Origin of the sequence: Pseudomonas sp. LW8 (assembly GCF_041956865.1) — a bacterium.
In the GTDB taxonomy this organism is placed as follows: Bacteria; Pseudomonadota; Gammaproteobacteria; order Pseudomonadales; family Pseudomonadaceae; genus Aquipseudomonas; species Aquipseudomonas siliginis.
Map to the genome: position 1 here is coordinate 852,957 of NZ_CP168138.1, position 12,003 is coordinate 864,959.

Annotated in this window: 15 protein-coding genes; 10 read left to right on the forward strand and 5 right to left on the reverse strand. The window is 60.2% G+C overall.

Annotated features, from left to right (window positions below; genetic code table 11):
• Positions 1-41: 41 nt before the first annotated feature.
• The 5 genes from lptB to AB9L16_RS03880 are packed head-to-tail and all read right to left on the reverse strand — an operon-like array spanning position 42 to position 3,378.
• Positions 42-767, reverse strand: coding sequence for an LPS export ABC transporter ATP-binding protein (lptB, locus tag AB9L16_RS03860; RefSeq protein WP_024011621.1), 726 nt, complete (start codon positions 765-767; stop codon positions 42-44).
• Positions 767-1,312 carry a lipopolysaccharide transport periplasmic protein LptA gene (gene lptA / locus AB9L16_RS03865; RefSeq protein WP_016771679.1) on the reverse strand — a complete coding sequence of 182 codons (546 nt, stop codon included), beginning with the start codon at positions 1,310-1,312 and terminating at the stop codon, positions 767-769. The genes lptB and lptA overlap by 1 nt, the downstream gene beginning before the upstream one ends.
• Complete coding sequence (lptC, locus tag AB9L16_RS03870; protein WP_024011622.1) at positions 1,299-1,871, reverse strand: LPS export ABC transporter periplasmic protein LptC; 573 nt, start codon at positions 1,869-1,871, stop codon at positions 1,299-1,301. The genes lptA and lptC overlap by 14 nt, the downstream gene beginning before the upstream one ends.
• A gap of 8 nt (positions 1,872-1,879) precedes the next feature.
• Positions 1,880-2,404: an HAD family hydrolase gene (locus AB9L16_RS03875; RefSeq protein WP_016771677.1), complete on the reverse strand. Its 525-nt coding sequence runs from the start codon at positions 2,402-2,404 to the stop codon at positions 1,880-1,882.
• Positions 2,404-3,378: a KpsF/GutQ family sugar-phosphate isomerase gene (locus AB9L16_RS03880; RefSeq protein ID WP_024011623.1), complete on the reverse strand. Its 975-nt coding sequence runs from the start codon at positions 3,376-3,378 to the stop codon at positions 2,404-2,406. Before AB9L16_RS03880 ends, AB9L16_RS03875 begins: the two co-directional genes overlap by 1 nt.
• A 272-nt stretch (positions 3,379-3,650) precedes the next feature.
• On the opposite strand from AB9L16_RS03880, the gene AB9L16_RS03885 reads away from it, so the two are divergent.
• From AB9L16_RS03885 to hisC, 10 genes are all read left to right on the forward strand, one after another.
• On the forward strand, positions 3,651-4,460 hold the full coding sequence (locus tag AB9L16_RS03885) for an ATP-binding cassette domain-containing protein (RefSeq protein ID WP_056782943.1): 810 nt from the start codon (positions 3,651-3,653) through the stop codon (positions 4,458-4,460).
• Positions 4,460-5,257 (forward strand): lipid asymmetry maintenance ABC transporter permease subunit MlaE, encoded by a 798-nt coding sequence (gene mlaE, locus AB9L16_RS03890; protein ID WP_016771674.1) that lies wholly within the window; start codon positions 4,460-4,462, stop codon positions 5,255-5,257. The genes AB9L16_RS03885 and mlaE overlap by 1 nt, the downstream gene beginning before the upstream one ends.
• A complete protein-coding gene (gene mlaD, locus AB9L16_RS03895; RefSeq protein WP_016771673.1) occupies positions 5,257-5,724 on the forward strand; it encodes an outer membrane lipid asymmetry maintenance protein MlaD in 468 nt (155 codons plus the stop codon). The genes mlaE and mlaD overlap by 1 nt, the downstream gene beginning before the upstream one ends.
• Positions 5,725-5,735: 11 nt before the next feature.
• On the forward strand, positions 5,736-6,389 hold the full coding sequence (locus tag AB9L16_RS03900) for a phospholipid-binding protein MlaC (protein ID WP_056782946.1): 654 nt from the start codon (positions 5,736-5,738) through the stop codon (positions 6,387-6,389).
• A complete protein-coding gene (locus tag AB9L16_RS03905; RefSeq protein ID WP_056782947.1) occupies positions 6,386-6,691 on the forward strand; it encodes a lipid asymmetry maintenance protein MlaB in 306 nt (101 codons plus the stop codon). Before AB9L16_RS03900 ends, AB9L16_RS03905 begins: the two co-directional genes overlap by 4 nt.
• Before the next feature lie 115 nt (positions 6,692-6,806).
• Complete coding sequence (locus tag AB9L16_RS03910) at positions 6,807-7,046, forward strand: BolA family protein (RefSeq protein WP_016771670.1); 240 nt, start codon at positions 6,807-6,809, stop codon at positions 7,044-7,046.
• 22 nt (positions 7,047-7,068) lie between these two features.
• Positions 7,069-8,334, forward strand: a complete 1,266-nt coding sequence (gene murA / locus AB9L16_RS03915) for a UDP-N-acetylglucosamine 1-carboxyvinyltransferase (RefSeq protein ID WP_016771669.1) — start codon at positions 7,069-7,071, stop codon at positions 8,332-8,334.
• 128 nt (positions 8,335-8,462) lie between these two features.
• On the forward strand, positions 8,463-9,098 hold the full coding sequence (gene hisG / locus AB9L16_RS03920; protein ID WP_095180378.1) for an ATP phosphoribosyltransferase: 636 nt from the start codon (positions 8,463-8,465) through the stop codon (positions 9,096-9,098).
• A 126-nt stretch (positions 9,099-9,224) separates the two neighbouring features.
• Positions 9,225-10,562, forward strand: coding sequence for a histidinol dehydrogenase (gene hisD, locus AB9L16_RS03925; protein WP_041477986.1), 1,338 nt, complete (start codon positions 9,225-9,227; stop codon positions 10,560-10,562).
• Positions 10,563-10,565: 3 nt separating this feature from the next.
• Entirely contained in the window at positions 10,566-11,618 is a 1,053-nt protein-coding gene (hisC, locus tag AB9L16_RS03930; RefSeq protein WP_375123129.1) for a histidinol-phosphate transaminase, read from the forward strand.
• Positions 11,619-12,003 lie beyond the last annotated feature (385 nt).

Genomic DNA, 12,003 nt, shown 5'->3' on the forward strand with positions numbered 1-12,003 from the left:
AGCGGATAAATGCGCCTTGAATCGATACAGCGCTGTCGCGCTTACAGGCGGAACTCGTGACCCAGATACACTTCCTTGACCAGATCGTTGGCCAGGATGGTCTCGGCATCGCCTTCAGCGATCAGTTGACCGTCGTTGACGATGTAAGCGGTTTCGCAAATATCCAGCGTCTCACGCACGTTGTGGTCGGTGATCAGCACGCCGATGCCCTTGGCCTTGAGGTGATGGATGATCTGCTTGATGTCGCCGACCGAGATCGGGTCGACACCGGCGAACGGTTCGTCGAGCAGGATGAACTTGGGTGCAGTGGCCAGGGCGCGAGCGATTTCCACCCGGCGGCGTTCACCACCGGACAGGCTCATGCCGAGGTTGTCGCGGATGTGGCTGATGTGGAATTCCTGCAGCAGGCTTTCCAGCTCCTTGCGACGACCGGCCTTGTCCAGCTCCGGGCGGGTCTCGAGGATCGCCATGATGTTGTCGGCGACCGACAGTTTACGGAAGATCGACGCTTCTTGCGGCAGATAGCCGATACCGGCCTTGGCGCGGCCGTGCATCGGCTGGTGGCTGACGTCCAGATCATCGATCAGCACACGGCCCTGATCTGCCTGCACCAGGCCAACGATCATGTAGAAGCACGTAGTCTTGCCGGCGCCGTTCGGGCCGAGCAAGCCGACGATCTGCCCGCTGTCGATCGACAGGCTGACGTCACGCACGACCTGGCGGCTTTTATAGGCCTTGGCCAGGTGCTGAGCTTTCAGAGTTGCCATTACTGGGATTTCTCTTCGGTTTTCTTCTTCGGCTGGATCACCATGTCGATGCGCGGACGCGATTCGGTGACCTTGCTGCCCGTGGCGCGACCGGCGCTGGCCAGCTTCTTCACGGTGTCGTAGACGATTTTTTCGCCCTGGGTGACGTTGTTATCCTTGTCGATAACCTTGGCCTTGTCGATCAGCACCACCCGGTTCTGCTGGGCGTGGTATTGAATCGTCACGCCGTAGCCCTTGACCGGGTTGGCGTCGCCCTGAGTCTGCAACTGCTCGAAGTAAGCCAGGTTGCCTACCGAGGTCACCACGTCGATGTCGCCATTGGGCGCGCGCGTCATGGTCACGGTGTTGCCTTTAACGATCATCGAGCCTTGGGTAATGATCACGTCACCTTTATAGGTGGCGATGCCATTCTTGTCGTCCAGTTGGGCGTCGTCGGCCTGAATGCGGATAGGCTGCTGCTGATCGTTCGGCAGGGACCAGGCGCTCGCGCTTCCCAGTGCTGCGCCCAGACTGAGCAAAATAGGGAGGGTTTTAACGAGCCTCATACTGTCCTCTTACGTTCGATTGCAGGTGTATCCTGCTGTCCTTCAGGTACGCTTTCATTCCGACGCCAGTCGATACGCCGCCAGCGCCCTCGATTCTAACGGGTTGCGCGGTCTGCGCATATTCTTGCTGCGGGAACACGGTCATGCGGGTGCTGGTGATCAGGGTGCCGCGCTGTTTCTCGTCGGTGCGCTGTACGCGTACCGAATCGATCAATTCAACTTCGGTGCCGCCCGAATTCACTTCGCCGCGCTCGCTGGTCACGTGCCACGGGAAGTCGGTGCCGCGGTACATGTTCAAATCAGGCTTGGTTACCAGAGTGACATCGGTGGCCTTGACGTGCTCGGCCTTGTCGGAGGTCATCTCGTACTGCACCTTGCCGTCGGGCAGGTATTGAATGGTGTGCGTGTTGGTCGCGTACCAGTCGATCGGATTCTCGGCGGCCGAGACCGGCGGCTTGTCGAGGAAGCGCTCCGGGCTGATGTTCCAGTAGCCCACCGCAGCGAAAATCGCCGCGATGCAGCCGAACAGCAGGAAATTGCGAAACTTTTTGCTAAACATGGTCAGGCTCACAGGTACGCGGCGTTGGCCGCTTCGAGGCGGCCCTGGGCGCGCAGGATCAATTCGCAGAATTCGCGGGCGGCACCTTCGCCGCCACGGGCGCGGGTAACGCCGTGGGCGTGTTCGCGGACGAAATCGGCAGCGTTGGCCACCGCCATGCCCAGCCCTACACGGCGGATCACCGGCAAGTCTGGCAGATCGTCACCGAGATAGGCGACTTCCTCATAGCTTAGGCCCAGTTGCGCGAGCAGGCCGTCGAGCACCACCAGTTTGTCCTCGCGCCCCTGAAACAGGTGCGGGATGCCGAGGTTCTTAGCGCGTCGCTCGACCACCGGGGTCTTGCGGCCACTGATGATCGCCGTTTGTACGCCGGCATTCATCAGCATCTTGATGCCCTGGCCGTCGAGGGTGTTGAAGGTCTTGAACTCGCTGCCGTCTTCGAGGAAGTACAGGCGCCCGTCGGTGAGCACACCGTCGACGTCGAACACTGCCAGTTTGATCGCTTTGCCGCGTTGCAGCAGATCGTTGCTCATTACATGACTCCTGCGCGCAGCAGATCGGAGAGGTTGAAGGCGCCGATCGGGCGATCCTCCTCGTCGACGACTACCAGGGCGTTGATTCGATGGTCTTCCATGATTTTCAGGGCTTCGGCGGCGAGCATGTCGGGCCGGGCGGTCTTGCCGTGTGCAGTCATCACCTGGTCGATGGTGGCGCTGCGGATGTCGATGGCGCGATCCAGCGTGCGGCGCAAATCACCGTCGGTGAAGATCCCGGCGAGCTTGCCATCGGCCTCAATAATAGCGGTCATGCCCAGACCCTTGCGGGTCATTTCCATCAGCGCGTCCTTGAGCAGGGTGCCGCGTTGTACCTGCGGCAGCTCCTGTCCGGCGTGCATGACGTTTTCGACTTTCAGCAGCAGGCGACGGCCAAGGGCACCGCCCGGATGCGAGAACGCGAAATCTTCAGCGGTGAAACCACGAGCTTCCAGCAGCGCCACGGCCAGGGCATCGCCCATGACCAGTGCGGCCGTGGTCGAAGAGGTCGGTGCCAGATTCAGCGGACAGGCTTCGTGCTCGACATGCACATTGAGATTGACCTCGGCAGCCTTCGCCAATGGCGACTGTGGATTGCCGGTGACGCTGATCAGCTGGATACCCAGGCGTTTGATCAATGGCAGCAGCGTTACGATTTCGTTGGTCGAGCCGGAGTTCGACAGGGCCAGAATCACATCGTCGCGGGTGATCATGCCCATGTCGCCGTGGCTGGCTTCGGCCGGATGCACAAAAAACGCCGGAGTGCCGGTGCTGGCCAGGGTGGCGGCGATCTTGTTGCCGATGTGCCCGGATTTGCCCATGCCGACTACGACCACACGGCCCTTGCTGGCCAGAATCATCTCGCAAGCGCGTACGAAATCGGCGTCGATATGGGCCATCAAGCCTTGGACGGCTTCCACTTCGAGGCGGATGGTGCGTTGTGCCGATTGAATCAGGTCGCGGGTTTTGCTCATGTCAGAATCGTATGGGCCGATGAAAAGGCGGCGATTATAGCGGGTATGTGGCAAAGCCTCACGCAAGTTCGACGTGCTTTGTCATTACTGGTTACCAAAACCCTCTGAAAGTCGCTCAGGCCCTCTTCAGTCGGCGATCTTGGCCGGGTTCTCGCTTGGGCGCTCAGCCTTTGCAGTGATATAGTTCGCCGCCAGTTCGGCCTGCCCGGGATGCAGGTGTTTCCGAGGAAAGTCTGGCATCCCAGTGAGAGGCTGCATCGCAAGGAGTTTAGATGAGTGCCGATAACGCCTACGCGGTCGAGCTGAAGGGAGTCTCCTTCAAGCGCGGTGCGCGGAGCATTTTCAATAACGTCGATATCCGCATCCCGCGCGGCAAGGTCACCGGCATCATGGGGCCTTCCGGCTGCGGCAAGACCACGCTGCTGCGCCTGATGGGCGCGCAGTTGCGGCCGTCCGGCGGCGAAGTCTGGGTCAACGGGCAGAATCTGCCGACGCTGTCGCGCAGTGATCTGTTCGATGCGCGCAAGCACATGGGCGTGCTGTTTCAGAGCGGTGCGCTGTTCACCGACCTGGATGTGTTCGAGAACGTGGCCTTTCCGCTGCGGGTGCACACGCAACTGCCGGAAGACATGATTCGCGACATCGTCCTGCTGAAATTGCAGGCCGTGGGGCTGCGTGGCGCCATCGACCTGATGCCGGACGAACTGTCCGGCGGCATGAAGCGCCGCGTGGCGCTGGCCCGGGCGATTGCCCTCGATCCGCAGATTCTCATGTACGACGAGCCCTTCGTGGGCCAGGACCCGATCGCCATGGGCGTGCTGGTGCGCCTGATCCGCCTGCTCAACGATGCACTGGGAATCACCAGCATCGTGGTCTCGCACGACCTGGCGGAAACCGCGAGCATTGCCGACTACATCTATGTCGTGGGCGATGGTCAGGTGCTGGGGCAGGGCACGCCGGATGAGCTGATGAATTCGGATGACCCGCGTATCCGCCAGTTCATGACCGGTGATCCCGATGGCCCGGTGCCGTATCACTTTCCAGCGACGGATTACCGCGCAGATCTTCTGGGGAAGCGTTGATGCGCAGAATTTCATTGATGGAACGCGTGCGTCGGTTCGGCGAATCGGCGATCGACGCGGTCGCGGTGTTTGGTCGGGCGACCCTGTTCCTGTTTCACGCCCTGCTGGGCCGTGGCGGTATCAGCGGTGGTTTTGGCCTGTTGGTCAAGCAGCTGCATTCGGTCGGCGTCATGTCGCTGGTGATCATCGTGGTCTCCGGCATTTTCATCGGCATGGTCCTGGCGCTGCAGGGCTTCAGCATTCTTTCCAGCTATGGTTCAGAGCAGGCTGTAGGGCAGATGGTCGCCCTGACGCTGCTGCGTGAACTGGGGCCGGTGGTCACGGCGTTGCTGTTTGCCGGGCGGGCCGGTTCGGCGTTGACCGCCGAAATCGGCAACATGAAATCCACCGAGCAGCTGTCCAGCCTGGAAATGATCGGTGTCGATCCGCTCAAGTACATCATTGCCCCGCGCCTGTGGGCCGGCTTCATTTCCCTGCCGGTGCTGGCGATGATTTTCAGCGTCGTCGGCATCTGGGGCGGTTCGTGGGTGGCGGTCGACTGGCTGGGCGTCTACGAAGGCTCGTACTGGGCGAACATGCAGAACAGCGTGAACTTCACCAGTGATGTGCTAAATGGCGTGATCAAGAGTGTCGTTTTCGCCTTTGTCGTGACCTGGATCGCCGTATTCCAAGGCTATGACTGTGAACCCACTTCCGAGGGAATCAGTCGTGCCACCACCAAGACCGTGGTGTTTGCCTCGCTGGCAGTGCTCGGTCTGGACTTTATTCTGACCGCTTTGATGTTTGGAGATTTCTGATGCAAAACCGCACCCTGGAAATCGGTGTCGGCCTGTTCCTGCTGGCAGGGATCCTGGCTTTGCTGCTGCTCGCCTTGCGCGTCAGCGGCCTGTCTCCGACTTCGTCCACCGACACTTACAAGTTGTATGCGTATTTCGACAATATCGCCGGTCTGACGGTCAGAGCCAAAGTGACCATGGCCGGGGTGACCATCGGCAAGGTCACCGCAATCGATCTGGATCGCGACAGCTTCACCGGTCGGGTCACGCTGCAAGTGGATAAAAAGGTCGACAACCTGCCGGTCGATTCGACTGCATCTATCCTCACCGCGGGTCTGCTGGGCGAGAAATACATCGGTATCAGCGTCGGCGGTGAAGACACCCAGTTGAAAGACGGTGGAACCATCCACGACACGCAGTCGTCACTGGTACTGGAAGACCTGATCGGTAAATTCCTGCTCAATACCGTTAGCAAAGACGCCAAATGAGGAGCTTTTGAATGATCTCTATCTTGCGACGTGGCCTGTTGGTGTTGCTCGCGGCCCTGCCGTTGATGGCTAACGCTGCACCGGGGCAATCGGCTCATGACCTGATTCAGGACACCACGAACCGGATGCTTGCCGACTTGCAGGCAAACAAAGAGAAGTACAAGCAGGATCCGCAGGATTTCTATGCGGCGCTCAACAACATTGTGGGGCCAGTGGTGGATGCCGAGGGCATCTCCAAAAGCATCATGACCGTGAAGTATTCGCGCAAGGCCACGCCTGAGCAGATGCAGCGCTTTCAGGAAAACTTCAAGCGCGGTCTGTTCCAGTTCTATGGCAACGCTCTGCTGGAATACAACAACCAGGGCATCACGGTTGACCCGGCCAAAGACGAATCGGGCGACCGCACCAGCGTCAATATGACCGTCAAGGGCAGCAATGGCGCGATCTATCCGGTGCAGTACACGCTTGAGAAGATCAGCGGCGAGTGGAAACTGCGCAACGTGATCATCAACGGCATCAACATCGGCAAGCTGTTCCGTGACCAGTTCGCCGACGCCATGCAACGCAATGGCAACGATCTGGACAAGACCATCGATGGCTGGGCCGGTGAAGTGGCCAAGGCCAAGCAGGAAACCGACAAAGCCGCCGCGAAGCCAGCGCAATGAGTGAGGCGGCAGTTCGTATGAGTGATGTCGACGAGCTGGTGCTCAGCGGCGTGCTGGATTACCGCACCGGGCCTGAGCTGCGCAAGGAAGGGCAGGCGCTGATCAAGTCGAGCAAGGCGTCCGCGCTGGTCATCGATTGTTCGGCGGTGCAGAAGTCCAGCAGCGTCGGCCTGTCGTTGCTGCTGTGCTTCATGCGCGATGCCCAGGCGGCCGGCAAGGCCGTCAGCATCCGTGCGATGCCTGAAGACATGCGCGAAATCGCTCAGGTCAGTGAACTGACCGAGCTGTTGGCGCAACCCTGAACCATCATCTATAAAGAAGCCCCCCGTCAGAGTCCTGCGTTGCGGGGTTCGCAGGCGCGGGGCTTTTTTGTATGATGTCCGACCCGTGCGCACAGGGCGCCGATTGAGGTTGAGCATGCAGGCCGTAGAAGTGAAGAGCTTCCTTGAAGGAAAGCTGCCAGGAACGCTGGTAGAAGTTGAAGGCGAAGGCTGCAACTTCCAGCTGAACGTGATTAGCGATGAACTGGCGGCGTTGAGCCCGGTGAAGCGTCAGCAGCAGGTCTATGCCCATTTGAACCCATGGATCACCGATGGCAGCATCCATGCGGTCACTATGAAATTTTTCAGCCGCGCGGCCTGGGCCGAGCGCACCTGAGCCCTAGGGCGTCGAGATACTAATGGATAAATTGATTATTACCGGTGGCGCTCGTCTTGATGGCGAGATCCGCATTTCCGGCGCGAAGAACTCCGCCCTGCCGATTCTGGCCGCGACCTTGCTGTGCGATGGCCCGGTCACCGTTGGCAACCTGCCGCACCTGCACGACATCACCACCATGATCGAGCTGTTCGGGCGCATGGGCATTGAGCCGGTAATCGACGAGAAGCTCAGCGTCGAAATCGACCCGCGCACCATCAAGACCCTGATCGCGCCGTACGAACTGGTGAAAACCATGCGTGCGTCGATCCTTGTGCTCGGCCCGATGGTCGCGCGTTTCGGTGAAGCCGAAGTCGCACTGCCTGGCGGTTGCGCCATCGGTTCGCGTCCGGTCGACCTGCACATCCGCGGTCTGGAAGCCATGGGCGCGGTCATCGACGTCGAAGGCGGCTACATCAAGGCCAAGGCACCTGAAGGTGGTTTGCGCGGCGCGCACTTCTTCTTCGACACCGTCAGCGTGACCGGTACCGAGAACATCATGATGGCCGCTGCACTGGCCAAAGGCCGCAGCGTGTTGCAGAACGCCGCGCGCGAACCTGAAGTGGTCGACCTGGCGAACTTCCTCAATGCCATGGGCGCCAAGGTTTCCGGCGCCGGCACAGACACCATCACCATCGATGGCGTCGAGCGTCTGGGTTCGGCTTTCTACAAAGTCATGCCTGACCGTATCGAAACCGGCACCTATCTGGTCGCTGCTGCCGTGACCGGTGGCCGCGTCAAGGTCAAGGACACCGATCCGACCATTCTCGAAGCGGTGCTGGAAAAGCTGCGTGAAGCCGGTGCGGAAATCACCTGCGGTGAAGACTGGATCGAGCTGAACATGCACGGCAAGCGCCCGAAGGCGGTCAACGTGCGCACCGCGCCGTACCCGGCGTTCCCGACCGACATGCAGGCCCAGTTCATCTCGCTCAACGCCATTGCCGAAGGTACTGGTGCGGTGATCGAGACAATCTTCGAAAACCGTTTCATGCACGTGTACGAGCTGCACCGCATGGGCGCGCATATCCAGGTTGAAGGCAACACTGCCATCGTCACTGGTATCGAGAAGCTCAAGGGCGCGCCAGTCATGGCCACCGACCTGCGCGCATCGGCCAGTCTGGTGATCTCGGCGCTGGTTGCCGAAGGCGACACGCTGATCGACCGCATCTACCACATAGACCGTGGTTACGAGTGCATCGAAGAAAAACTGCAAATGCTGGGTGCCAAGATCCGTCGCGTTCCGGGCTGATCGCTGCATCGGGACACAGGGACGTGTCCACTGAATTCGTTTCGAGTCGAGGGTGTACGCACCCTCGATGTGTGTCCGGCGCCGATTGCGACCGGGCATGAGTACCTTGATAAGGACTGACGTTTCCCATGTTGACCATCGCACTGTCCAAGGGCCGCATCCTTGACGACACTCTGCCGCTTCTCGCTGAAGCGGGCATCGTGCCGACCGAGAATCCGGACAAGAGCCGCAAGCTGATCATTCCCACGACCCAGGACGACGTGCGTCTGCTGATCGTGCGTGCCACCGACGTGCCGACCTATGTCGAGCATGGCGCGGCCGACCTCGGCGTCGCCGGTAAGGACGTGCTGATGGAATACAGCGGCCAGGGCCTGTACGAGCCGCTGGACCTGCAGATCGCCCAGTGCAAGCTGATGACCGCCGGCAAGATCGGCGCGGTCGAGCCCAAGGGCCGTCTGCGCGTGGCGACCAAGTTCGTTAATGTTGCCAAGCGTTATTACGCCGAGCAGGGCCGTCAGGTCGACATCATCAAGCTGTACGGCTCGATGGAACTGGCGCCGCTGATCGGGCTGGCCGACAAGATCATCGACGTGGTCGACACCGGTAACACCCTGCGCGCCAACGGCCTGGAGCCACAGGAACTGATCGCCACGATCAGCTCGCGTCTGGTGGTCAACAAGGCTTCAATGAAAATGCAGCACGCCCGAATCCAGGCGTTGATCGACACCCTGCGCAACGCAGTGGAATCGCGACACCGCGGCTGATCTACCAGCGCGGCCCGAGGCCGCGCCGTCTATCCGCCTCATAGCCAGAATTCTCAGGTGCCCAAGCGGATCGAATGCTAGTTTCGGGCGCCTGAGTTTTTTGCCAATTCCTATGAGGCTCTCGCTATGACCGCACCGACTGCAATTCGCCGACTCAACGCTGCTGACCCGGATTTCGCGCATCATCTGGATCATCTGCTGAGCTGGGAAAGTGTGTCTGACGACTCGGTCAATCAGCGCGTGCTCGACATCATCAAGGCTGTGCGCGAGCGCGGTGACGCGGCGCTGGTCGAGTTCACCCAGAAGTTCGACGGTCTTGAAGTCGCCTCGATGGCCGATCTGATCCTGCCGCGCGAGCGTCTCGAACTGGCCCTGACCCGCATCACGGTGCCGCAACGCGAGGCCTTGGAAAAAGCCGCCGCCCGCGTGCGCAGCTATCACGAAAAACAGAAGCAGGATTCCTGGAGCTACACCGAGGCTGACGGCACGGTGCTCGGCCAGAAAGTCACGCCACTGGATCGTGCCGGCCTGTACGTGCCAGGTGGCAAGGCTTCGTATCCGTCGTCGGTATTGATGAACGCGATTCCGGCGAAGGTGGCCGGCGTGACCGAAGTGGTCATGGTCGTGCCGACCCCGCGCGGTGAAATCAACGAGCTGGTGCTGGCCGCTGCCTGCATCGCCGGTGTCGACCGCGTGTTCACCATCGGCGGCGCGCAAGCGGTTGCCGCACTGGCGTACGGCACCGAAAGCGTGCCGCGTGTCGACAAGGTTGTCGGCCCGGGCAACATCTACGTCGCCACGGCCAAGCGTCATGTGTTCGGCCAGGTCGGCATCGACATGATCGCCGGCCCTTCGGAAATTCTTGTGGTCTGCGACGGCCAGACCGATCCGGACTGGATCGCCATGGACCTTTTCTCCCAGGCCGAGCACGACGAAGACGCGCAAGCGATTCTGGTCAGCCCCGATGCCGAGTTCCTCGACAAGGTAGCCGCGAGCATCGACAAACTGCTGCCGACCATGGACCGCGCGACCATCATCGAAACTTCGATCAATGGCCGTGGTGCGCTGATCCAGGTCACTGACATGGCCCAGGCCATCGAAGTCGCCAATCGTATCGCCCCGGAACACCTGGAGTTGTCGGTCGCCGATCCACAAGCCTGGTTGCCGCAGATTCGTCACGCCGGTGCGATCTTCATGGGCCGCCACACTTCCGAAGCGTTGGGCGATTACTGCGCCGGTCCGAACCACGTGTTGCCGACTTCCGGCACCGCGCGGTTCTCCTCGCCGCTTGGCGTCTACGACTTCCAGAAGCGCTCGTCGATCATCTTCTGCTCCGAGGCCGGCGCTTCCGAGCTGGGCAAAACTGCATCGGTACTCGCCCGTGGTGAATCGCTGAGCGCCCACGCGCGCAGCGCCGAATACCGCATCAAAGACCAAGACTTTCTGAAAGGGCAGGGGAACTGAGCGATGAGTAAATTCTGGAGCCCGTTCGTCAAGGATCTGGTGCCCTACGTGCCGGGCGAACAGCCGAAGCTGACCAAACTGGTCAAGCTCAATACCAACGAAAATCCGTATGGCCCGTCGCCAAAAGCGCTGGCGGCGATGCAAGCCGAACTCAACGACAACTTGCGCCTGTATCCGGACCCGAACAGTGATCTGCTGAAAAACGCCGTGGCCGAATATTACGGCGTGCAAACCAGTCAGGTGTTCCTTGGCAACGGTTCGGACGAAGTGCTCGCGCACATCTTCCACGGTCTGCTGCAACACGATCAGCCGCTGCTGTTCCCGGACATCAGCTACAGCTTCTATCCGGTCTACTGCGGTCTGTACGGCATTGAATTCGATGCGGTGCCACTGGATGCGGAATTCCAGATCAACCCGGCCGACTACGCCAAACCGAATGGCGGGATCATTTTCCCCAACCCGAACGCCCCGACCGGATGCCTGCTTGCGCTGGACGCCGTCGAGCAAATCCTCAAGGCCAGTCCAGATTCGGTTGTAGTCGTGGATGAGGCGTACATCGACTTCGGTGGCGAGACGGCGATCAATCTGGTGGATCGCTATCCGAACCTGCTGGTGACGCAGACGCTGTCCAAGTCACGCTCGCTGGCCGGCCTGCGTGTCGGTCTGGCGGTAGGGCACCCGGATCTGATCGAGGCGTTGGAGCGGATCAAGAACAGCTTCAACTCCTATCCACTGGATCGTCTGGCGATTGTCGGCGCGGCGGCGGCTTTTGCCGATCGCGAGTATTTCGACAAGACCTGTCGTCAGGTGATCGAGAGCCGCGAATGGGTGGTGGCGCAGTTGCAGGCTAAAGGCTTTGAAGTGCTGCCGTCGGCGGCCAACTTCATCTTCGCTCGCCACCCGCAGCATGATGCGGCGGGCATGGCGGCCAAGCTGCGCGAGCAGGGCGTGATCGTGCGGCACTTCAAGCAGGAACGGATTGCGCAGTTCTTGCGGATATCGGTGGGTACGCCGGAGCAGAATCAGGCGTTGATCGACGGCCTTGGCGACCTCTAAAAGCAAAAGCCCCTCACCCTAGCCCTCTCCCAGAGGGAGAGGGGACTGAATGGGGAATATTGCAGAGGTTCACCGACTTGAACGATTTGTATTGAATCCATAATCAACTCGGTCTTTCAGGTCGATGTATCCCGCAAGACAACTCGGTCGGCCCCCTCTCCCAGAGGGAGAGGGGACTGAATGGGGAATATTGCAGAGGTTCACCGACTTGAACGATTTGTATTGAATCCATAATCAACTCGGTTTTTCAGGTCGATGTATCCCGCAAGACAACTCGGTCGGCCCCCTCTCCCAGAGGGAGAGGGGGCTGAATGGGAATATTGCAGAGGTTCACCGACTTGAACGATTTGTATTGAATCCATAATCAACTCGGTCTTTCAGGTCG

Bases quoted from the DNA above. Each gene is read 5' to 3' on its own strand.
- lptB (WP_024011621.1), bottom strand. From the start codon at position 767: ATGGCAACTCTGAAAGCTCAGCACCTGGCCAAGGCCTATAAAAGCCGC.
- lptA (WP_016771679.1), bottom strand. From the start codon at position 1,312: ATGAGGCTCGTTAAAACCCTCCCTATTTTGCTCAGTCTGGGCGCAGCA.
- lptC (WP_024011622.1), bottom strand. From the start codon at position 1,871: ATGTTTAGCAAAAAGTTTCGCAATTTCCTGCTGTTCGGCTGCATCGCG.
- AB9L16_RS03875 (WP_016771677.1), bottom strand. From the start codon at position 2,404: ATGAGCAACGATCTGCTGCAACGCGGCAAAGCGATCAAACTGGCAGTG.
- AB9L16_RS03880 (WP_024011623.1), bottom strand. From the start codon at position 3,378: ATGAGCAAAACCCGCGACCTGATTCAATCGGCACAACGCACCATCCGC.
- AB9L16_RS03885 (WP_056782943.1), top strand. From the start codon at position 3,651: ATGAGTGCCGATAACGCCTACGCGGTCGAGCTGAAGGGAGTCTCCTTC.
- mlaE (WP_016771674.1), top strand. From the start codon at position 4,460: ATGCGCAGAATTTCATTGATGGAACGCGTGCGTCGGTTCGGCGAATCG.
- mlaD (WP_016771673.1), top strand. From the start codon at position 5,257: ATGCAAAACCGCACCCTGGAAATCGGTGTCGGCCTGTTCCTGCTGGCA.
- AB9L16_RS03900 (WP_056782946.1), top strand. From the start codon at position 5,736: ATGATCTCTATCTTGCGACGTGGCCTGTTGGTGTTGCTCGCGGCCCTG.
- AB9L16_RS03905 (WP_056782947.1), top strand. From the start codon at position 6,386: ATGAGTGAGGCGGCAGTTCGTATGAGTGATGTCGACGAGCTGGTGCTC.
- AB9L16_RS03910 (WP_016771670.1), top strand. From the start codon at position 6,807: ATGCAGGCCGTAGAAGTGAAGAGCTTCCTTGAAGGAAAGCTGCCAGGA.
- murA (WP_016771669.1), top strand. From the start codon at position 7,069: ATGGATAAATTGATTATTACCGGTGGCGCTCGTCTTGATGGCGAGATC.
- hisG (WP_095180378.1), top strand. From the start codon at position 8,463: ATGTTGACCATCGCACTGTCCAAGGGCCGCATCCTTGACGACACTCTG.
- hisD (WP_041477986.1), top strand. From the start codon at position 9,225: ATGACCGCACCGACTGCAATTCGCCGACTCAACGCTGCTGACCCGGAT.
- hisC (WP_375123129.1), top strand. From the start codon at position 10,566: ATGAGTAAATTCTGGAGCCCGTTCGTCAAGGATCTGGTGCCCTACGTG.